Origin of the sequence: Micromonospora sp. NBC_00858, assembly GCF_045207365.1 — a bacterium.
Taxonomy (GTDB): domain Bacteria; phylum Actinomycetota; class Actinomycetes; order Mycobacteriales; family Micromonosporaceae; genus Micromonospora.
This window is the reverse complement of sequence record NZ_CP108828.1, coordinates 6969485-6990505: the sequence shown is the minus strand read 5'-3', so window position 1 is coordinate 6990505 and position 21021 is coordinate 6969485. Positions and strand designations below refer to the sequence as shown.

Here is a 21021-nt window from a genome sequence, read left to right as displayed (position 1 = left end):
GACGGTGGACAGCTGCGCACCTTAACGTGCGTTGACTCGTCCACCCATCGTGGAGGCCCTATGCGCCCGCGCCGCACAATCGCCGCGCTCGCGACCGCCACCGCCGCCGTGACCATCACGGCAGTCGGCGTCGCACCCACCGCGGCAAGCGCCGCGCCCACCGACCTGTTCATCTCGGAGTACGTCGAAGGTTCGTCGAACAACAAGGCGATCGAGTTGTTCAACGGCACCGACGCCGCCGTCGACCTCACCGCCGGCGGCTACCAGCTCCAGCTCTTCTTCAACGGCTCCAGCACGGCCACCACCATCGCGCTCACCGGGACGGTGGCCGCCGGCGACGCGTTCGTGTTCGCCAGCGCCTCGGCCGGCCCCGCGATCATCGCCCAGGCCGACCAGACCACCGGGGCGAGCCTGTTCAACGGCGACGACGCGCTCGTGCTGCGCCGGGGCACCACTGTGCTCGACTCGATCGGCCAGGTGGGCGTGGACCCGGGCACCGAGTGGGGCGCGGGGGCCACCAGCACCGCGGACAACACGCTGCGTCGGCTGCCCACGGTGACCGCCGGCGACACGGACCCGTCGGACGCGTTCGACCCTGCGGCGCAGTGGGCCGGCTTCCCGGTCGACACCTTCGACGGGCTCGGCACGCACACGGTGGACGGTGGTGGGCCGGTCGACACGCCGGCCACGCTGACCTGCGGCGGGCCGCTGGTCACCGCTGCGGGCACGGCGGCGACCCGCGAGGTGACCGCCACCGACCCCGACGACACGATCGTCGACCTGGCGGTGACCCAGGTCAGCCCGACCCCGGCCACCGGCTCGATCGCCCGCACCGCGCTCACCCCGGCCGACGGGCTGGGCGGCACCGCCCGCGCCACGATCGGTGCGAGCGCCGACCTCGCCGCCGGGGCGTACACCGTCACCGTCACCGCGACCGACGCGGGCGGCGGCTCCGCCAGCTGCGCCCTGGTCGTGCAGGTGACCCGGGAGCTGACCGTCGGCGAGGTGCAGGGCACCACCACCGACGCCGAGTCCGGCGCGACCGACCGGTCGCCGCTCGCACCGGCGAGCGGCAACGGCACCAGCAGCACGCTGTACGACGTACGCGGCGTGATCACCCAGTTGACCCTGGCCCGCACCTCGGCCGGGGCGGAGCAGCACGGGTTCTTCCTGCAGAGCCGCACCGGCGACACCGACGGCGACCCGACCAGCTCCGACGGCATCTTCGTGTTCATGGGAACGTTCACCTCGCTGATCGGCGGTTACGTCCCGACGGTCGGCGACGAGGTGGTGCTCCGCGCCCGAGTGTCGGAGTACTTCAACCTCACCCAGCTCTCCGGCGCCTCGCTGGTCCGCCGGATCGCCTCCGGCCTGGACGTGGGCACCGCAGTCGCGGTGGCCGACGCGGCGCCGCCGGTCGAACTGACCGACGCGCAGCGCTACTGGGAGCGACAGGAGGGCACCCGGCTGCGGGTGCGGGCGGGCAGCGGCGCGGTGAGCGGCCGGGACGTCTTCGCCTCCACCGCCGACGCGGAGCTGTGGGTGGTCGACCGCGACGACCCGCTGCTGGACCGTGCCGACCCGTACGCCCGGCGGGTGTTCCGGGACTCCCACCCGCTGGACAACGACCCGACCCGCCACTTCGACGACGGCAACGGCCAGCGGGTGCTGCTCGGCAGCATGGGCGTGAAGGCCACCGCCGGGGACAGCACCGCGCTGCTCCCGCCGGCACACACCTTCGACACGCTGCGCGCGGACGCGGTGGGCGGGGTCTACTACTCGTTCGAGAAGTACGGCGTCCAGGTCGAGCGGGCGGAGTTCGACGCCGGGGCCGACCCGTCGAAGAACAACCCGCCCAAGCCGGCCGACCGGTCGCAGGAGGTGGCGGTCGCCACCTACAACGTGGAGAACCTGTACGACTACCGGGACGACCCGTTCGACGGCTGCGACTTCGCCGGTAACGCCGGCTGCCCGGGCGTCGACCCGCCGTTCGACTACGTGCCGAGCAGCGAGGCGGACTACCGCGAGCACCTCACGGCACTCGCTGACCAGATCGTCAAAGACCTGCACGCGCCGGACCTGATCCTGGTGCAGGAGGCCGAGGACCAGGACATCTGCACGGTGTCCGGGGCGGCGCTGGCCTGCGGCGACACGAACAACGCCGACGGTGCGCCGGACAGCATCCAGGAGCTGGCGGTCGCGGTGGCGGCTGCCGGCGGGCCGTCGTACGCCGCCGCCTATGACCGGACCGGCGCGGACGCCCGCGGTATCACCGCCGCGTTCCTGTACCGCACCGACCGGTTGTCGCTGGCGGCCGCGGCGGCGGGCGACCCGTTGCTGGGCTCCGCGCCGACCGTCCAGTACCGCGCCCCGGGGCTGCCGGCCAACGCCGACGTGCAGAACCCGAAGGCACTCAACGCGGTGCTGCCGTCCGACGTGGACACGTCCACCGGCCGGGACGGCAACAACGTCTTCACCCGTGCTCCCCAGCTGGGCAAGTTCAGCGTGGCCGCGACGCCCGGTTCGTCCGAGCGGTACACCCTGTACGCGCTCAGCAACCACTACTCGTCCGGCCCGGACAGCCGGATCGGGCAGCGTCGGGAGCAGGCGGCGTACGGCGCGGCGATCGTCACCGCGATCGAGGCGTCCGACCAGAACGCTCGGGTGGTCTACGGCGGGGACCTGAACGTCTTCCCCCGCCCGGACGACCCGATCGCCACCGGCAGCCAGCCCATCCCGTCGGACCAGCTCGCCCCGCTCTATCAGGCGGGCCTGCACAACCTGTGGGACAACCTGGTCGCGGACGTGCCGGCCTCCGCCTACTCGTACAGCTTCGAGGGGCAGGCGCAGACGCTCGACCACCTGTTCGTCAACGACGCGCTCTACGGCGACCTGGTGCAGGTGCGGGCGGCGCACATCAACGCCGACTGGCCTGCGGAGTTCACCGGCGACGGGTCGCGCGGTTCCAGCGACCACGACCCGCAGGTGGCCCGATTCCGGTCCCGGGCGTCGCTGACCGTCGCCGACGCGACGGTGGTCGAGGGCAACCAGGGCACTCGGCAGCTCGCCTTCACCGCCACCGTGTCCCGGCCGCTGTCCCAGCCGGTGCTGCTCTGCGCCGCCACCGTTGGTCTCACGGCGCAGGCCGGCTCGGACTTCGACCCGTACGTCGGCTGCCGGACCCTGGCCGCCGGGCAGACCTCGCTGACCCTCCCGGTGACCGTGCGCGGTGACCGGAAGCGGGAGTCGGACGAGAAGCTGACGCTGCTGGTGGCGGGCGTGCCCGGGTTGCGACTGAGCGACCCGCTGGCGGTCGGCACCATCACCAACGACGACTGATCCTGGATCAGGCCGACGACGGCCCGCCGCCCCGGGTACCTGCCCGGGGCGGCGGGCCGTTTCCGTACCGCTCGCGGATGTAACGTGGCGCCCCCGCCGAGCCAATGAAGGGGTGCAACGACGGCCAACGAGAGGACGGCCTGTGAGTGACCCAAGCCCGGGCGGGGACGATCTCGCCGCCATCGGTACGGACCCGGCGGCGTTCGAGGAGTTCTACCGCCGGCACGTCGAGACGATCGGCCGGTTCGTCGCCCGCCGGGTCGACGATCCACACACCGCGGCGGACCTCACCGCCGAGGTGTTCCTGGCGGTGATCGACTCCGCGGCGGGTTACCGGCCGGAGCGGGGCAGCGAGCTGGCCTGGCTCTTCGGCGTGGCCCGCAACGTCATCGCGGCCGAACACCGCCGGGTGACCCGACACCTGCGGGCCAGCGGTCGCGCCGCGGGACGACGGCTGCTGGATGCCGACGACATCGCCCGGATCGAGGAGCGCATCGACGCGGAATCGCTGGCCCGCCGCACCTATCAGGCCCTCCGCGGCCTACCGGAGCGCACCCGCGCCCTACTGGAGCTGGTCGCCGTCGACGGCCTGTCCATGGCGGACGCGGCCGCCGCGCTCGGGATGTCCCCGGTCGCCGCCCGGGTCCGTGTGCACCGGGCCCGCCGGGCGGTACGCCTCGCGCTCGCGCATTCCGAATCCGCGCTCGTCTGATCGGAGGAAAGATCACCATGACCCACACCCGATCGCCACAGGGCAACTTCGAGGAACGACTTCTCGCCGAGTTGAAGGAACACGTCAGCACCCGGGCCGCCGACGCGGCCCCGACCGCCGTCCGCACGACGCGCCGGGGCGTACGGTGGCGCGCGCCGGGCTGGCGCCTGGCCGGCGTCGGTGGGCTGGTCGCCCTGCTGACCGTCGGTGGGCTGATGGCCCAGACGTTGGGCGACGCTCCACCGACGGCGAGCGCGGCCGAGATCCTGACCGAGGCCGCGGTGACGGCTCGGCAGCAGCCGGACCTGGTGGCGCACCCGGGCCAGTTCCTCTTCATCGAACTGCGACTCACCCAGCGGGAGTTGCCGGCTGCCGGGCCGTACATCGAGGAGCGGCTCCAGCGCTGGGTGCCGGTCGGCGACAGCTCGACCTGGCAGCAGCGGCGGCGGCCGGAGAGCCACCCGGAGCAGTGGCGGACCGACGACGTCTCGCACCTGGCTCCGCCACCCGGCTACTACCAGGATCTGCCGACCGACCCGGTGCAGATGGTCCGATACCTGCGGGACCAGCCGTTTCCCGTACCGCTGCCCGCCGGCGCCGACCTGGAGGCGATCAGGAACGATCCCCAGCTGCCCTTCACCCAGGGGAGCTGGATGCTCCAGGGCCACCTGCCGCCGCAGTCGCTCGGCGCGCTGTTCCAGGCGATGACCCAGGTGCCGGGGGCCAGGGTGATGCCCGGCGAGGTGCGGGACGCCGCCGGCCGGCGGGGGGTGGCGCTGCGGACTCCGGGCGTGATCGGCGCACACATCGACCTGATCTTCGACCGGGAGACCCACGCCTACCTCGGCACCCGCGACGTTCTGGTACGGGACGGCAAGGAGTCGCTCTACACGAGTACCGCCGTCACCCGGATGGCCGTCGTCGACCGGTTGGGGCAGTTGCCCTGACCGTCGGCACTCTCCCGCAACCGTTGACTTCATCATTGGTTCAAGTCCTAGCGTCTGCGGCATGACAACGCTGAACGAGCTGTCCTGGTGGGCCGAGGCCCGCCGGGCCCGGCCGTGAGGCCGCCGACGTGGACGCTTCCGCTCGCCGGCTCGGCTGGTACCTGACCCTGGGCGGTCTGCTCGCGGTGATCGACACCACCGTCACGGTGGTGGCTCTGCCGAAGCTGGTCGACGACCTGGACACGAACCTGACCACGATCGGGTGGGTCACCAGCGGCTACGCGCTCGCCCTGGTCGCGGTGATGCCCACCGCGGCCTGGGCGATCGGGCGCTTCGGTGCCCGCCGCACCTACCTGACCGCGCTACTGCTGTTCACCCTGGGCTCGGTGCTGGCCGGGGCCGCCTGGGACGTCGGGTCGCTGATCGCGTTCCGGGTCCTCCAGGGGCTGGGTGGTGGACTGCTCAACCCGGTCGGGATGGCGGTCGCGCTGGCTGCGGTGCCTCCGCACCGGCGCGGCCGGATGATGAGCCTGCTCGGTCTGCCGGTCCTGGTCGGGCCGCTGATCGGGCCGGTGCTCGGTGGGCTGCTGCTCGACCACGCGTCCTGGCGGTGGATCTTCTGGATCAACCTGCCGGTGGGGCTGCTGGCGGTGCTGCTCGGCCGGTCGGTGCTGCCGGCCGCCGACCCGCGACGACCACCGGTCCGGCTGGACGTCGTCGGGCTGCTGCTGCTCTGCCCCGGCCTGGCGTTGGCCGTGTTCGGGCTCAGCGTCACCGGCGACCGGGGCGGAGTCGTCACCGCGTCCGTGCTGCTGCCGCTCACGCTCGGTGCCGCCCTGGTGGCCGCCTTCGCCTGGCGGGCGGGCAGGGTGCGGCAGCCACTGCTGCGCCTGGCCGTGCTGCGCGCGCCCGGGATGGCCGGTGGCGCCGCGACGGTGGCGTTCTTCGCCGCCGGGTACTTCGGCTCGTTCCTGATCATCCCGGCGTACGTGCAGGTGGTACGCGGGGACTCCGCCACCCTGGCCGGTGTGATCGGCATCCCGCAGGCGCTGACCACTGGGTTGATGCTTCAGGTGGCCACCCGGCTGGTCGACCGGGTCTCCGCGCGGCGGGTGGTCGGGCTCGGCATCGCGACCGCGCTGGCGGGCACGATCGCCCGAGTGCTGGTGCTCGACGCGGACACGTCGTACCCGCTGCTCGCCGCGCTGGGCGCGGTCATCGGCCTGGGTATGGGCGCGACGCTGATGCCGACGATGACCGCGGCCAGCCGTTCGCTGCGGCCCGACGACCTGCCGTCCGGCTCCACGCTGCTCACCACGGTGTCGCACACCTCGGTCGCCGTCGGCACAGCGCTGATCGCCGCAGCCCTGTCCTGGCTGGCCGATCGATTCGCGTCGGGCCTGGGCGGCGGGGGCATAGCGGCCGCCACCCGGCTCGACCCGCTCACCCGTGCCGGTTTCGCACCGGAGCTGGCGCAGGCCACTCGGCTCGCGCTGGCGGTGTCCGCCGTGCTGCTGGCGCTCGCCTGGCTGACCAGCCGGCGACTTCCGGCCGCCCCGCCCAGCGCGGAGGCAGGCGCCGCCCCGGCGGAACCCGAGGTGGCGGTGAACGAACCGGTCAGTACCGCTGGCGGAGCAGACCGGCGGCCTCGACCGCCCAGTAGGTGAGGATGATCTGCGCGCCGGCCCGCCGGATCGAGGTGAGCGTCTCCAGCATCACCCGCTCCCGGTCGATCCAGCCGTTCGCGGCGGCCGCCTCGACCATCGCGTACTCGCCGGACACCTGGTAGGCGGCGACCGGGACGTCCACCGCGGCCCGCACCGCCGACACCACGTCGAGGTAGGGCAGCGCCGGCTTGACCATCACCATGTCGGCGCCCTCGGCGACGTCCAACGCCACCTCACGCAGCGACTCGCGCAGGTTGGCCGGGTCCTGCTGGTAGGTACGCCGGTCGCCCTCCAGCGCCGACTCCACCGCGTCCCGGAACGGGCCGTAGAAGGCCGAGGCGTACTTCACGGCGTAGGCCAGCACGGCCACATCCTGGTGCCCGGCCGCGTCGAGCGCCCGGCGGACCACGCCGACCTGGCCGTCCATCATCCCGGACGGCCCGACCACGTGGACCCCGGCGGCGGCCTGGGCCACCGCCATCTCGGCGTACGCCTCCAGCGTGGCGTCGTTGTCCACGTCGCCGCTCGGGGTGAGCAGACCGCAGTGCCCGTGCGAGGTGAACTCGTCCAGGCACAGGTCGCTCATCACCACCGTGGCGTCGCCAACCTCGGCCACGACGTCACGGATGGCGACGTTCAGGATGCCGTTCGGGTCGATACCGCCGGACCCGGACGGGTCCCGCTGGGCCGGCACCCCGAAGAGCATGATCCCGCCGACACCGGCCTGGACCGCCTCGACCGCCGCCTTGCGCAGCGAGTCCCGGGAGTGCTGGAGCACCCCCGGGAGCGACGCGATGGCCCGCGGCTCGGTCAGCCCCTCCTTGACGAACATCGGCACGACCAGCTGGGCCGGGTCGACCTGCGTCTCGGACACCAGCCGCCGCACCGCCGGGGTGCGGCGCAGCCGGCGGGGCCGGATCTCGGGATACGGCATGGGAGGTCCTCCTCGGACGACTACCGGAAGCGCAACGCGGTCGGCCCCTGCACCTTCGAGCCGCGACGCTGCTTGGCCGGCATGGCGGCGAGCTTCTCGCGCAGCTCGACGGCGTAGGCGGCGAGCGCCTCCACCAGGTCGGGCACCGAGGCGTGCGGCGGCTGGACGTCGACCCGCAGGCCGAACTCCGTCGCGGTCTCCGCCGTCTTGGGCCCAATTACGGCTACAACGGTACGCGCGTGCGGCTTCCCGGCGATACCGACCAGGTTCCGCACGGTGGAGGACGAGGTGAAGAGCACCGCGTCGAACCCGCCCGACTTGATCGCGTCCCGGATCTCGGCGGGCGGCGGCGCAGCCCGCACCGTCCGGTACGCGGTCACGTCGTCGACCTCCCAGCCGCGCTCGGTGAGCCCGGCGGCGAGCGTCTCGGTGGCGATGTCGGCGCGCGGCAGCAGCACCCGGCCCACCGGGTCGAGGATCTCGTCGTGCGGCGAGAACTCGGCCAGCAGCCCTTCGGAGGACTGCTCCCCGGCGGGGATCAGCTCCGGCTGGATGCCGAACGCGCGGACCGCGTCCGCCGTCGCCTCACCGATGCAGGCGATCTTGACGCCGCCGAAGTGCCGGGCGTCCAGCCCGTGCTCGGCGAACTTCTCCCAGACCGCGCGGACCGCGTTCACCGAGGTGAAGATCACCCAGGCGTACCGGCCGTCGACCAGGCCCTTGACCGCCCGCTCCATCTGCGCCGGGGTACGCGGCGGCTCGACCGCGATGGTCGGCACCTCGCACGGGATCGCCCCGTACGCGCGCAGCCGGGCACTCATCACGCCGGCCTGCTCCTTGGTCCGTGGGACCAGCACCTTCCAGCCGTACAGCGGGCGGTTCTCCCACCAGCTCAGCTTGTCGCGCTGCCCCACCCCGGCGCCGACGGTGAGCACCACCCGGCCGGTGAAGCCGAGCGCGGCGGCCACGAAGCTGTCCACGGTCGACGTGGTCGTGTACTGGGTCTCGCCGGTGCCGTCGCCGGTCACCCCGACGCCGGTGGTGCCGTCGACCCCGGCGGACAGCAGCCCGTCCCGGACGGCGGCGAGGTCACCGGCGTCCACCGCGAGCGCGAGCGAACCCCGGCCGACGGCCGCGGCCAGCGCCTCGAAGTCCAGCACGCTGACGTCCTCGACGTCGGCGGCGGTACGCACGCCCGGCAGCGGGACACCCGCGTAGGTGGCGACGCCCTCGGCCTGGCCGACGCCGGGCACCACCTCGAAGTGGGCGGCGGTACGGGCCACCGCCTGCACCTCCTTGACCACCGAGTCGTGGCCGAAGGGGTCGCCGGCGACCAGGTGCACCGCGTTCAACCCGGACCGGGCCGCGGAGATCAGCACCTTCGCGACATCCCCTGGCACGCCTTCGGCCGGGGTGAACTCGGCGTCGTCCCTGGCCTCGGCGCGGACGACGGCGAGCAACGACTCCGGGACTCCCCGGTCGTAGATCACCTGATCGGCGTCGACCAGGGCGTCGTGCGCCCGACGGGTCAGCAGGCCCGGGTCGCCGGGGCCAGCCCCGACGAACGCGATACGGCCGACGGGCTTACGGGTGCGGGTCATTCTGTGCTCCCAAATTGCTGGGTCCCCGGGCCGGTGCGTCCTTCGTGGCCGAGGATCGAGTCGGCGCCGAGCTCGAGGAGTTCGGCGGCGAGTGCCTTACCGATCTCCGCCGCGTCGGCGGGCGTTCCGGTGCGGGACAGCCGGAGGTCACGAGTGCCGTCCGGGCTGATCACCGCCCCGCGCAGGTAGATCTCATCGCCGGCGTCGCCTTCGGCGAGTTCGGCATAGGCGGCGACGGGTGCGCTGCACCCGGCCTCCAGGGTGGCCAGCAACGCGCGCTCCGCGGTGACCGCGGCGTGCGACGGTGCGTGGTCGAGCACCGCAAGCAGCTCGACCAGGTCCTGGTCGTCGACCCGGCACTCCACGGCCAGCGCGCCCTGAGCGGGCGCGGGCAGCATCAGCATCGGGTCCAGCGTCTCGGTGATCACGTCGGCCCGGCCGAGCCGGGCGAGCCCGGCCCGGGCCAGTACGACGGCGTCCAGGTCGGCCTCCGGGCCGAGCGCCCGCGACAGGCGGGTGTCCACGTTGCCGCGGATCGGGGTGACCTCCAGCTGCAGGCCGAGCGCGTGCAGCTGGGCGATGCGGCGCAGCGCTCCGGTGCCCACGGTGGCACCGGGCGGCAGCTCGGTGAGCGTCCGGCCGTCCCGGGCGACCAGCGCGTCGCGCGGGTCCTGCCGGGTCGGCACCGCCGCGATGTGCAGCCCGCCAGCGGCTGCGGTGGGCAGATCCTTGTAGGAGTGCACCGCGAAGTCGATGGTCCGGGCGGCCAGCGCGTCGCGCAGCGCGGAGACGAACACCCCGACGCCGAGCCGGTGCACCGGCGCGTTGGAGCGGTCGCCAGCGGTGACCACCTCAACCAGTTCGACCTGGCGGCCGGTGGCGGCGGTCAGCGCCTCGGCGACCTGGCCGGACTGGGCCATCGCCAGAGCGCTGCCGCGGGTGCCGAGGCGCAGGGGGGCGGTCATCGCGCACCTCCGGTGGGTGGAGTCGGGTCGGTGACGTCCGCACCGAGCATCGGGTCGATGCCGGTGAACGCCGCGCCGAGGTCGGGGGCCACCACGTCGGGGACGGTGTCCACCGGCGAGGTCTGCGGCACCTGGAGGTCGAACAGCTCGCGCAGCAGCGCCGCGTACTGGTCGCCGCCGGGCTCCGCGGCCAACTGGCGGACCTTGACGGTGGGCTGGTGCAGCAGCCGCTGCACCACCCGGTGCACCGTCCGGGCCACCTCGGCCCGCAGGTCGTCGCCGAGGTCGGGGCGGCGCTGGGCCAGCCGGCGCAGCTCGGCGGTGACCACGTCGTCGGCCCGACCGCGCAGCGCGGCCACGGTGGGTGCCACGTCGGCGCCGCGCAGCCAGGTGAGGAAGCTCTCCACCTCGCCGAGCACGATCCGCTCGACGGCGGCGGCGTCCGCGGCGGCCGGACCGTCGGCGAGCAGCGCCGCCATCCGGTCGATGTCGATCACTTCGACGCCGGACAGCTCGGTGACGCCCTCCTCGACGTCGCGCGGGACGGCCAGGTCGAGCAGGACCAGCGGCCCTCGGGACGGGTCCCGCTCGGCGAGCGCCGCACCGACCACCGCTCGGGTGAGAACCGGTTCGGTGGACGCGGTGGCGGCCACTACGATGTCCACTGTGGAGAGGGTGTCGGCCAGCTCGGTCATCGGCGCGGCGTTCGCCCCGTACGACTCGGCCAGCCGGACGGCCCGGTCGGCGCCCCGGTTGGTGACGGTGAGTGGCCCGGCGCCCAGCCGGGACAGCGTGGCCACCCCGAGCGAGCCCATCGCGCCGGCCCCGACCACCAGGGCCGGGCGGGCGACGAGGTCGCCCTGGAGGTGCCCGGCGGCCAGCTCCAGCGCGGCGGTGACGACGCTCTGGCCGGCCCGGTCGATGCCGGTCTCGGAGTGGGCCCGCTTGCCGACCCGCAGCGCCTGCTGCATCAGCTCGTGCAGCAGGCGGCCGGCCGAGTCGGCTCCGGTGGCCCAGTGGTACGCGTCGCGCAGCTGGCCGAGGATCTGCGCCTCGCCGACCACCATCGAGTTCAGCCCGCTGGCGACTCGGAAGACGTGGTCCACGGCTGCGGCGTCGTAGTGCACGTAGAGGTGACTCGCGAGCGCCGTCGGCGTGCAGTCGGCCTGCTCGGCCAGGACGGCGCAGATGTCGCCGAGCCCGCCGTGGAAACCGGACACGGCGGCGTAGACCTCTACCCGGTTGCAGGTGGAGACGAGCACGGCCTCGGTGACGTACGGCTGGGCGACCAGGCGGTCCAGGGTGCGGGTGAGGTCGGCGGGGGGCACAGCCAGCTGCTCCAGCGTGGCGACCGGGGCGGTCCGATAGGACGCGCCGACGACGAGCAGTTTCACGTGCCGATCGCCTCCTGGTTGTCGGTGGCCGCGAGCCCGCCGGGCAGGGCGGTCAGGCCGGACCCGCCGGTGGCGGGCAGCGCCGTGAGCGACGCCTTGCGGTGCTCGTGGAAGGACAGAATCTGCAGCTCGATGGCGAGGTCGACCTTGCGCACGTCGACCCCCTCCGGAACCGAGAGTACGCACGGTGCGAAGTTGAGGATGCTCGTCACGCCGACCGCGACCAGCTGATCGGCGACCCGCTGGGCCGCGGCGGCCGGGGTGGCGATCACGCCGATCGCGATGGATTCGGCCTCGGCGACCGCCGGAAGCTCGTCGACATGCCGTACAACCAGGCCGTTGATCTCTTCACCCACCCGGGAGGGGTCGGCGTCGAGCAGCGCGGCGATCCGGAAGCCCCGGCCCGCGAAGCCGTCGTAGCCGGCCAGAGCGTGACCGAGATTACCCACGCCGACCAGGGCGACCGCCCGGCGTTGGGTGAGCCCGAGCACGTACTCGATCTGCTCGATCAGCAGCGCGACGTCGTAGCCGACGCCCCGGGTGCCGTACGAGCCGAGGTGTGAGAGGTCCTTGCGGAGCTTGGCGGAGTTGACCCCGGCGGCGGCGGAGAGGCCCTCGCTGGAGACCGTCTCGTGCCCGGCGTCGGCGAGGTTGTGCAGCGCGCGCAGGTACTCCGGGAGCCGAGCGACGGTGGCCTCGGGTAGGTCCGGGAGCACCGGTACGGCACCGGCGCGGCCGGACGCGCCTGGGTGACGATGCTGACTCATGAGACTCCGTGCGGTGCGTTCCTCGGCCAACTCCGCTGGTCGGCCGCTTATGGACTCCCGCTGGCGACCGAGATTGCCGGCTGTGCTAGCAGGGCGCGTCGGAACTAGAGAGTAGGCGCTTGTGAAGACGTGCACAAATCGCGATCTTGTCGCTCCGTGACGCGACTCCACCAGCACCTCCTTTCGGCAAGATCGATCCAGCGGCCCCGCACCCCCACCGCCCGAGGCGATTATTGCTCAATCCCGACTTCTCTGACCAATCCCGCGCCGCCGCACCCACCCCCGCGATCTTGCAGTTTCCGCCCCGCATCAGGCCCATACCGCGCGAATCGGCGACCACAGGTGCAAGATCGACGCGTCGAAGGGGGTCGTGGTAGGGGCAGCACTACGAGGGAGAGGCGGGGTTTCGGGATGGGTTGGCCGACCGCGGGTGCCTAGCCTTTGGGGCATGACCGCCGTTGCCGCCACCAGCGACCAACCGACGCTGGCACCGAGCATCCCCCGCCAGCTCTTCGTCGACTCCGGGTACGTACTGCTCGGCCTGCCCCTGGCCCTGGCCAGCTTCGTCGTCCTCGTCGTGGGCCTCGCGGTCGGCGTCGGGCTGGTGGTCACAGTGATCGGTCTGCCGATCCTCAGCGGCACCCTGTACGCCGCCCGCGGGCTGGCCGACATCGAGCGGCTGCGGCTGCCCGCCGTGCTCCGGCAGCCCCGGATCCGGCCGCACTACCGGCTGGCGGAGGCGGGGGCGAACGCCTGGCGGCGGATCTTCGTGCCGATGCGGGACGCCCAGTCCTGGCTCGATCTGGCGCACGGCATCCTGCGGCTGATCGTGGCGGTGATCACCTTCGTGGTGGCGCTGGTCTGGTGGGCCGCGGCGGCCGCCGGTTCGCTCTACTGGGCGTACGACTGGGCGCTGCCGCGCAGCGACGGCGACAGCGACCCTGCCCAACTGCTCGGCCTCGGCGACTCGACCACCGCCCGGATCGGGCTGACCACCGCGGTCGGGGTGTTCTTCCTGATCACTCTGCCGATCGTGGTCCGGGGCTGCGCGCTGCTCCAGGCCACCTTCGCCCGGGCCATGCTGACCGGGGTGGCCGAGATGCGGGACCGGATCACCGTGCTGGAGGAGCAGAAGCGGGCCGCCGTCTCCGCCGAGGCGTCCGCGCTGCGCCGGCTGGAGCGCGACATCCACGACGGCCCCCAGCAGCGTCTGGTCCGGCTGGCGATGGACCTCAGCCGGGCACGGCTGCAACTCGCCTCCGACCCGGAGGCTGCCGGCCGGACCATCGACGAGGCAGTCACCCAGACCCGGGACACGCTGGCCGAGCTGCGGGCACTGTCCCGGGGCATCGCCCCGCCGATCCTGGTCGACCGGGGCCTGCCCAGCGCCCTGGCAGCGCTCGCCGGCCGAGGGCTGATCCCGATCGACCTCCAGGTGGACCCGCAACTCGGCACGCCGGGTGGGCGACTCGACCCGGCGGTGGAGAACACCGCGTACTTCATGGTGGCCGAGGCGCTGACCAACATCGCCAAGCACAGTCGGGCCACCGAAGCCCTGGTCGCCGTGTCCCGGCAGGGCACCCGACTCCTGGTGCAGGTGGGCGACGACGGGCAGGGTGGCGCGCACCTGGCCAAGGGGCACGGGCTGGTCGGCATCGCCGACCGGGTCCGGGCGGCCGGCGGCGAGTTGGCCGTGGTCAGCCCCACCGGCGGGCCCACCGAGCTCCGCGCGGAGCTGCCGCTGTGAGCCCGCTCCGAGCCCGCACGACAGGCCGGACATGGTAGACAACACAGCCATGCGCATTGTGATCGCCGACGACGCCGTCCTGCTCCGCGAGGGGCTGGTGCGGCTGCTGACCGAGAGCGGGCACCAGGTGGTGGCCGCCGTCGGTGATGGCGACGCGCTGGTCGCGGCGGTGGTGGAGCACCAGCCGGACGTGTCGATCGTCGACGTCCGGATGCCCCCGTCGCACACCGACGAGGGGCTGCGGGCGGCCGTGGAGGCGCGTCGGCTGGTGCCGCGTACCCCGATCCTGGTGTTGTCCCAGTACGTCGAGGTCTCGTACGCCGACGACCTGCTGGCCACCACGGGCGGTGCCGGCGGCGGGATCGGCTACCTGCTCAAGGACCGGGTGGCCGCGATCGACGAGTTCCTGGACGCGCTGCGCCGGGTGGCGGCCGGCGGCACCGTGCTCGACCCGGAGGTGGTCGGCCAACTGTTCGCCCGACGCCGTCGGGACGACCCGCTGCGCGAGCTGACCCCGCGCGAGCGCGAGGTGCTCGCCCTGATGGCCGAGGGGCGCTCGAACACCGCCATCGCCCGCGCCCTGGTGGTGAGCGACGGCGCGGTGGAGAAGCACGTGCGCAACATCTTCACCAAGCTCACGCTTCCGCCGGACACCGAGCAGCACCGACGGGTGCTGGCCGTCCTCACCTACCTGCGGAACTGACCTCCCGGGCCAGGGTCACGGCGTCGGTGAGGGTGTCGGCCACCGGGTGACCGGAGGCCTGCAGCCGTGCCCGGTCGGTGAACCCGCCGGTGTAGAGCACCGCTCGGCCACCCACCGCGAGCGCCGCGTCCGCGTCGTCGATGGAGTCGCCGATCAGCACCACCGAGGTGCCGTCCACGCCCAGCTCGGCCAGGTGCTGCTGGAGCGACTCGGCCTTGCGGCCTCCACCGACCGTGGCCCGCAACCCGTCCACCCGGGCGAAGTGGCTGGTCAGCCCGTAGGTGTGCACGGTCGGGACCAGCTCCTCGTGGAACCACATGGAGAGCAGACTCTGGCTGCCCGTCCAGGAGGCCATCGCGGTCCGCGCGTCGGCAGCCAGCTCGCAGGTGGTCAACCCACTGCGGTACGCGTCGTGGAAGATCCGGTCCAGTCGGCCAAACTCGTCGTCGTCCACGGCCTGGCCGAGCACCTCGGCGTAGTACTCGGCGATCGGCCGGCGAAACCGCACCCGGTGCTCCTCGGAGGTGACCGCCGGCCCGCCCACACTGGCGAAGACCGCATTGGTGGCGGCCACCACCAGGCTGAGGTCGTTGAGCAGAGTGCCGTTCCAGTCCCACACCAGGTGGGGGTGCGCAGGGGTCATCAGAGCACCATAGGCACTCCTCAGAGCTGCGGCGTGGTCAGGTCCCGCAGCAGCCGCTCCTCCTCCACCCGCCAGTAGCCGTGCTCCTTGCCGTCGAGCATCACCACCGGCAGCCGGTCCCCGTACTCCCGCTCCAGCTCCTGGTCACCGCTCACGTCCCACTCGACCCACTTGTCCCCGGTCACCGCCACCACCCGGTCGAGCGCCGCCTTGGCGTCGTCGCACAGATGACACCCGGGCCGGGTGATCAGGGCGAGCCGGGCGTCAGTGGACATCGGTTACCTCCGTGCGGGCGTCGGCCGGCGTCGCCGGCCGGAGCTGGGTCTTGCGTACCTTGCCGATCGCCGAGTGCGGCAGGGCGTCGACGAACTCGACCGCGGTCGGGCACTTGAACCGGGCCAGGTTCCGTGCGCAGTGGGCGAGCAACTCCTCGCTGGTCACCGGCCGTCCCGGCGCCGGCACCACATACGCCCGCACAGTCTCGCCGGTCCGGGGGTGCGGCACACCCAGTACCGCCGACTCGGCCACCCCGGGGTGCCCGGCGAGCACCACCTCCACCTCGTGCGGATAGACGTTGAACCCGTTGACCAGGATCAGCTCGCCGAGCCGGTCGACCAGGAAGAGGTCACCGTCCTCGTCGGCGTACGCGATGTCGCCGGTGCCCCACCAGCCGTCGGCGTCCGGGCCGCCCCGACCGTCCGGCCAGTAGCCGGAGAAGAGGTTGGGGCCGGACACCACGATCTGCCCCGGGTCGGTGCCCGGCGCCACGTCGGAGATGTCCAGCTCATCCGGGTCATCGTCGGGGACGGCCAGGCCGTCGCGCCACAGGTCCGCCCCGTCCGCGCCGACCAGGCGCAGCCGAACGCCGGGCAGCGGCCGACCGATCGAGCCGACCTTGGCGACCCCGCCGACCAGGGTGGAGGTGAGCACGGGCGCGGTCTCGGTGAGGCCGTACCCGACGTGCACCGAATGACCGCTCACCTCGGTGAAGCGCGCCGCGACCGCGGGCTCCAACGGCGCCGCGCCGCAGACCGCCACCCGCACCGACGCGGTCGCCGCGCGGACCTCGTCCGCACCGGCCCACGCCAGGAACATCGACGGTACGCCGACCAGCACGCTGACCCGGTGCCGGGCGATCTCGTCCAGCCCCACTGTCGGCCCCAGCTCGTCGAGCAGCACGCCGGTCGCGCCATGGTGGACGACCGCGCCGAGCCCCGAGTTGAGCCCGTACGCGTGGAACAGCGGCAGAGCCAGCAGCACGGTGTCGCCCGGACCGACCACCGGCGGCTCGATCCGGTCGACCTGCTCGTGGTTGGCCAGCAGCGCGCGGTGCGAGAGCATCGCGCCCTTGGGCCGGCCCTCGGTGCCGGAGGTGTAGAGCAGTACTGCCAGGTCGTCACCGCCCCGGTGCGGGCGCGGCTGCTCGGGTGCGTCGGCGGCCGGCGGTGGCGGCGCGCCGTGCACGGCGGTGAGCGCGGGCAGTTCGGCGGCCACCTCGGCGACCAGGCCCCGGACCCGGTCGGTGCCGATCAGCACCGACGCGCCGGAGTCGGCCAGCACGTGCCGCAGCTCCGGTGCCGTGAAGCCGGGGTTGACCGGCACCGCGATCAGCCCGGCGCGCAGGGCTCCGAGCCAGCCGATCACGAAGTCAGGGCTGTTGGGCAGGGCGATCGCGACGCGGGGCGGCGTACCGTCCGGGTCGGTGGGCGGCGCGGCGGTGGCCAGGCCGTGCGCGGCGGCGTCCACCGAGGCATCCAGTTCGGACCAACTGAGCGTCCGGTCGCGCCAGTGCAGCGCGGCCCGGTCACCGTGGTCGAGAGCCGCCCGGCGGACCCGGTCGGCGAGGTTCGGCGCGGGGTTTTCCGCTGCGTCCTGCACGGTGACCGAGTCTGGCACAGCGGACGGCGACAGGCCACGCCCGACGGTCGGGCCAGCGGCTGGACAACCGTGCCGCGCGAGTCCCGTAGGTAGGACCAGCCACGATGCCGCCAGCGACCCGATCAGGTCCCGCCGATGGGACGGATGACCCTTCCGCCGGCGGTTCGGCCGGGCCCGCACCGACCACCCGTCGGGGCGGGTCAGCCGAACGGACGACGCACCCCGACCAGGGGATCCACCCTGGATCATCAAGCCGGTCCAAAGTCAATCGCACACGACGGACAACCGGTCCGCCGACGGTGCGACGGAGAAGGAAATACTTCCGCCCTGTGTAACGGACTTGCCACGCGCGGGTGACGTTGGCCCTATCATCACTCGGGTCGGCTCACCCCATTTGCCGTGAGTCGACACCCCTCAGCCCGAGGAGGCCCCCGTGCCTGTGAGCGCATTGGACCAGCACCTCAAGGGGAACTGCCGCCCGTCGGCACACCCCGGAACCGTCCTGCCCGACCGGAACCCCGGTCGGTCCGCACCAACGACCCGCAAACCGGCCCGTCCGGTGACCGACGGGACGGGGGCGTCGCGGTGACCACCTTCGGTTACGCGGAACGCCCGGTCGGCCTGACCGGTTCGGCGGCACGCTCCCACGTCAACGAGCGTCCAGCGGCCCGCGCGCCGCTGGACGATCCACACGGCACCGCCGTGCGGGGTGACGGAACGGCGAAGCGGATCCGCAACCGGCCACACCACAACGAGCCGCCGCCACGACCGGCGGTGCCCGGTGGGAACGCGAAACCGGCCGGCGGTCGGGTCGCTGTGCCGGCCCGTCCGACGATGCCGGTCCAGGGCCGACGGGTCGGCGACACGCCGACGGCGACCACCGATCCGTCGGCGGGCGAGACGGCGGTGATCCCGGCGGTGCCGGCCACCACCACCCCGACCGGCTTTCCGAGCCGACCGGACCCGTCCGACCCCGCCACCGAGGTCTGGACGCTGGTCGAACGGGCTCAGGCCGGTGAGTCCGAGGCGTTCGGTCTGATCTACGACCGGTACGTGGACACCGTGTTCCGGTTCGTCTACTTCCGGGTCGGCAATCGCCAGCTCGCCGAGGACCTCACCTCGGACACCTTCCTGCGGGCGCTCAAGCGGATCGGCAGCTTCACCTGGCAGGGCCGCGACCTCGGCGCCTGGCTGGTGACCATCGCCCGCAACCTGGTCGCGGACCACTTCAAGTCCGGCCGGTACCGGCTGGAGGTCACCACCGGCGACGTGCTCGACGCCGATCGGGAGGACCGGGGCCCGGAGGGCAGCCCGGAGGCGGCGGTGGTCGAGCACATCACCAACGTCGCCCTGCTCACCGCCGTGAAGCAGCTCAACCCGGAGCAGCAGGAGTGCATCGTGCTCCGCTTCCTCCAGGGCTTCTCGGTCGCCGAGACGGCCCGTGCCATGGGCAAGAACGAGGGTGCCATCAAGGCCCTCCAGTACCGGGCGGTCCGCGCGCTGGCCCGACTCCTGCCCGACGGTTTCCAGCCATAGCTTCCTTCCGCGGGACCGATGGGCATCGATCGATGTCCGGGCAGCTCAAGTCGGTCCCAACTGGTGATAACGATCACATTCGGTGATTTCCGCCCCACCAGGCCCGTAACCCGTGCCCGGTCCGCCGCGTTTCTCCGGGTGCGACCGGTGGTTGCCCCGGCAGGCCCGGGTCACCGGGGTCCGACCGGCATACCGGACGGGGCCCCACCTCCGTGGTGTCACACTGCCGCCCGGTCGCTGGCAACGACGGCGGCCGACCGGCCGTGACCAGCGAGAGGAGGTGCCTGCGGTGGACAACATCCTCTTCTCCCGCCGGCGCGCCGAGCGCTTCGCGCAGCTTCTCGACGAGGCCAACGGCGGCCGGCGACACCATGTCCGGTCCCGGGCCGACGGCCAGCTCGCGCCGCTCGTCGCAGTGGGCCAACGGCTCAGCGTCGACCCTCCGGCGGTCGAGGTGAACCCCGACTTCCGCACCGGCCTGCGGGCGATGCTGCTCGCCACCGCCGAACGGGAAGGGCTGGGCACCCCGGCGGCTGTCGAACCGGCCGCCACGCGTCCCGCCGCCGCCACCCGTGGCTCGCTGCTGCCGGCGGTGACCGCCCGTCGGGCCCGCGCCCGCGGCGCGATCCTGATCGGCATCGCCGCTGGCGCCATCGCCGTCTCCGGCATCTCGGCCGCCAGCGAGAACGCGGTCCCCGGCGACGCGCTGTACGGCATGAAGCGCTCGACCGAGCGCGCCCAACTCGCCCTGGCCAGCTCGGACATCAGCCGTGGCCAGCTCTTCCTGGACTTCGCCCGGACCCGGCTCGGCGAGGCCGCCGAGCTACGCGGTGACCGGATCGGTTACAGCGCGGTCCTCGACGACATGGACGCCGACACCCGGCAGGGTGTCCGCCTGCTCACCGCCGCGGCGGTGCAGCGGGCCGAGCCGGCGAGTCTGGACACCGTCAACACCTTCGTCACCGGCCAGCGCCGGGCGGTGGGCAACCTGGTCGACGGGGCCACCCGGGCCGACCGGGAGCGGACGCGGCGGTCGCTGGAGCTGCTGGACAGCGTCCGGGAGCGCTCGGACGGGCTGCGCGCGGCGATCGGCTGCGGCCTGCCGGCGCCGACCGGCAGTGATGCCCTCGGCCCTGTCCCGACCGCCTGCCCCGGCACCCGCTGACCCCAGTCGGCGCCCACCCGCCCCCCGGCCACTCCCCTATACCGCAGGTCCTGCGGGCCACGGCACAGTTCGCTGTGTGCCCAGCCGTTCGACCAGGCACGCCGGCTACCCTCGCTGGAGGCATTCGGCGAGGAAGGGAGTCGCGTGGCGCGTAGCCGCAAGGTGACGGTCAGCACCGACGCCCATGGTCATACCGCCGGTTGGGTGGAGACCGAGCTGGCTCCGGCGACCGGACCCGCACCGGACCCGACCGCCGCGGCCTTCTTCGACGTGGACAACACGATGATGCAGGGCGCGTCGATCTACTGGTTCGCGCGCGGGCTCGCCTCCCGGAACTACTTCACCACCGCCGACCTGGCCCGGTTCGCCTGGCAGCAGCTCCGGTTCCGGCTGCTCGCCCGGGAGCACGCCGGTGACATGTCCCAGGCCAAGGAGGCCGCGTTGGCCTTCGTCGAGGGCTGGCGGGTGGACGACGTGGAGCGCCTCACGGAGGAGATCTTCGACGAGCTGATGGCCCCCCGGATCTGGGCCGGCACCCACCGGCTCGCCCAGGGCCACCTGGACGCCGGTCAGCGGGTCTGGCTGGTCAGCGCCGCCCCGGTGGAGATCGGCCGGGTGATCGCCGCTCGGCTCGGCCTGACCGGCGCGATCGGCACGGTGGCCGAGGTGCTGGACGGGGCGTACTCCGGACGGCTGGTGGGCGACCTGATGCACGGGCCGGCGAAGGCCGAGGCGGTCACCCAGCTCGCCGCCGTGGAGGGGTTGGACCTGAGTCTCTGCTCGGCGTACAGCGACTCGGCAAACGACCTGCCGCTGCTCTCCGCCGTGGGCCGGGCGGTGGCGGTCAACCCGGACGGCACCCTGCTGCGGCAGGCCCGGCAGCACGGCTGGGAGGTGCGGGACTTCCGCACCGGCCGCCGGGCGGTCAAGATCGCCGTACCGTCGACCGCGGCGGCCGGCCTGGTCGCCGGAGCGGTGACCGCCGGCCTGGCGCTGCAGCGCCGCCGTCGCACCGGCTGACGC

Annotated in this window: 17 protein-coding genes; 9 read left to right on the top strand and 8 right to left on the bottom strand. The window is 73.2% G+C overall.

The window, feature by feature from the left end:
• Positions 1–60 precede the first annotated feature (60 nt).
• The 4 genes from OG990_RS32580 to OG990_RS32565 all read left to right on the top strand — a co-directional run bounded on the left by OG990_RS32580 (position 61) and on the right by OG990_RS32565 (position 6665).
• On the top strand, positions 61–3339 hold the full coding sequence (locus OG990_RS32580) for a lamin tail domain-containing protein (protein ID WP_406078196.1): 3279 nt from the start codon (positions 61–63) through the stop codon (positions 3337–3339).
• 142 nt (positions 3340–3481) lie between these two features.
• A complete protein-coding gene (locus OG990_RS32575; protein WP_406078195.1) occupies positions 3482–4051 on the top strand; it encodes an RNA polymerase sigma factor in 570 nt (189 codons plus the stop codon).
• A gap of 17 nt (positions 4052–4068) precedes the next feature.
• Complete coding sequence (locus tag OG990_RS32570) at positions 4069–4998, top strand: hypothetical protein (RefSeq protein ID WP_406078194.1); 930 nt, start codon at positions 4069–4071, stop codon at positions 4996–4998.
• 128 nt (positions 4999–5126) lie between these two features.
• Positions 5127–6665 (top strand): DHA2 family efflux MFS transporter permease subunit, encoded by a 1539-nt coding sequence (locus OG990_RS32565; RefSeq protein WP_406078192.1) that lies wholly within the window; start codon positions 5127–5129, stop codon positions 6663–6665.
• Here the strand turns inward: OG990_RS32565 and hemB are convergent.
• From hemB to OG990_RS32540, 5 genes are read right to left on the bottom strand one after another with little or no spacing between them, the layout of a single operon-like run.
• Positions 6616–7599 carry a porphobilinogen synthase gene (hemB, locus tag OG990_RS32560; protein ID WP_355601535.1) on the bottom strand — a complete coding sequence of 328 codons (984 nt, stop codon included), beginning with the start codon at positions 7597–7599 and terminating at the stop codon, positions 6616–6618. The two genes, OG990_RS32565 and hemB, sit on opposite strands and share 50 nt — an antisense overlap.
• A gap of 20 nt (positions 7600–7619) precedes the next feature.
• The gene (locus OG990_RS32555; protein ID WP_328420745.1) at positions 7620–9200 is read right to left on the bottom strand and encodes a uroporphyrinogen-III synthase; all 1581 of its coding nucleotides are present in this window, start codon (positions 9198–9200) and stop codon (positions 7620–7622) included.
• On the bottom strand, positions 9197–10165 hold the full coding sequence (hemC, locus tag OG990_RS32550) for a hydroxymethylbilane synthase (protein ID WP_328420747.1): 969 nt from the start codon (positions 10163–10165) through the stop codon (positions 9197–9199). The genes OG990_RS32555 and hemC overlap by 4 nt, the downstream gene beginning before the upstream one ends.
• Positions 10162–11559 (bottom strand): glutamyl-tRNA reductase, encoded by a 1398-nt coding sequence (locus OG990_RS32545; protein WP_355601539.1) that lies wholly within the window; start codon positions 11557–11559, stop codon positions 10162–10164. The genes hemC and OG990_RS32545 overlap by 4 nt, the downstream gene beginning before the upstream one ends.
• Positions 11556–12326 (bottom strand): redox-sensing transcriptional repressor Rex, encoded by a 771-nt coding sequence (locus OG990_RS32540; protein WP_406078189.1) that lies wholly within the window; start codon positions 12324–12326, stop codon positions 11556–11558. Before OG990_RS32540 ends, OG990_RS32545 begins: the two co-directional genes overlap by 4 nt.
• Positions 12327–12774: 448 nt before the next feature.
• On the opposite strand from OG990_RS32540, the gene OG990_RS32535 reads away from it, so the two are divergent.
• Together OG990_RS32535 and OG990_RS32530 are read left to right on the top strand one after the other, a co-directional pair.
• Complete coding sequence (locus OG990_RS32535; protein WP_328420753.1) at positions 12775–14073, top strand: sensor histidine kinase; 1299 nt, start codon at positions 12775–12777, stop codon at positions 14071–14073.
• Positions 14074–14122: 49 nt separating this feature from the next.
• Positions 14123–14776 carry a response regulator transcription factor gene (locus OG990_RS32530; RefSeq protein WP_328420755.1) on the top strand — a complete coding sequence of 218 codons (654 nt, stop codon included), beginning with the start codon at positions 14123–14125 and terminating at the stop codon, positions 14774–14776.
• Here OG990_RS32530 and OG990_RS32525 read toward each other — a convergent pair.
• From OG990_RS32525 to OG990_RS32515, 3 genes are read right to left on the bottom strand one after another with little or no spacing between them, the layout of a single operon-like run.
• A complete protein-coding gene (locus OG990_RS32525; protein WP_355601542.1) occupies positions 14757–15419 on the bottom strand; it encodes an HAD hydrolase-like protein in 663 nt (220 codons plus the stop codon). The genes OG990_RS32530 and OG990_RS32525 overlap by 20 nt on opposite strands.
• 20 nt (positions 15420–15439) lie before the next feature.
• A complete protein-coding gene (locus OG990_RS32520) occupies positions 15440–15694 on the bottom strand; it encodes a glutaredoxin family protein (protein WP_328420759.1) in 255 nt (84 codons plus the stop codon).
• Positions 15684–17297 carry an AMP-binding protein gene (locus OG990_RS32515; protein WP_406078186.1) on the bottom strand — a complete coding sequence of 538 codons (1614 nt, stop codon included), beginning with the start codon at positions 17295–17297 and terminating at the stop codon, positions 15684–15686. Before OG990_RS32515 ends, OG990_RS32520 begins: the two co-directional genes overlap by 11 nt.
• A gap of 585 nt (positions 17298–17882) precedes the next feature.
• On the opposite strand from OG990_RS32515, the gene OG990_RS32510 reads away from it, so the two are divergent.
• The 3 genes from OG990_RS32510 to OG990_RS32500 all read left to right on the top strand — a co-directional run bounded on the left by OG990_RS32510 (position 17883) and on the right by OG990_RS32500 (position 21018).
• Positions 17883–18833, top strand: coding sequence for an ECF subfamily RNA polymerase sigma factor, BldN family (locus tag OG990_RS32510; protein ID WP_328420763.1), 951 nt, complete (start codon positions 17883–17885; stop codon positions 18831–18833).
• A gap of 289 nt (positions 18834–19122) precedes the next feature.
• Positions 19123–19998 (top strand): DUF5667 domain-containing protein, encoded by an 876-nt coding sequence (locus OG990_RS32505; protein ID WP_328420765.1) that lies wholly within the window; start codon positions 19123–19125, stop codon positions 19996–19998.
• Positions 19999–20142: 144 nt separating this feature from the next.
• Positions 20143–21018 carry an HAD family hydrolase gene (locus OG990_RS32500; RefSeq protein WP_406078183.1) on the top strand — a complete coding sequence of 292 codons (876 nt, stop codon included), beginning with the start codon at positions 20143–20145 and terminating at the stop codon, positions 21016–21018.
• The last annotated feature ends 3 nt before the right edge of the window (positions 21019–21021 follow it).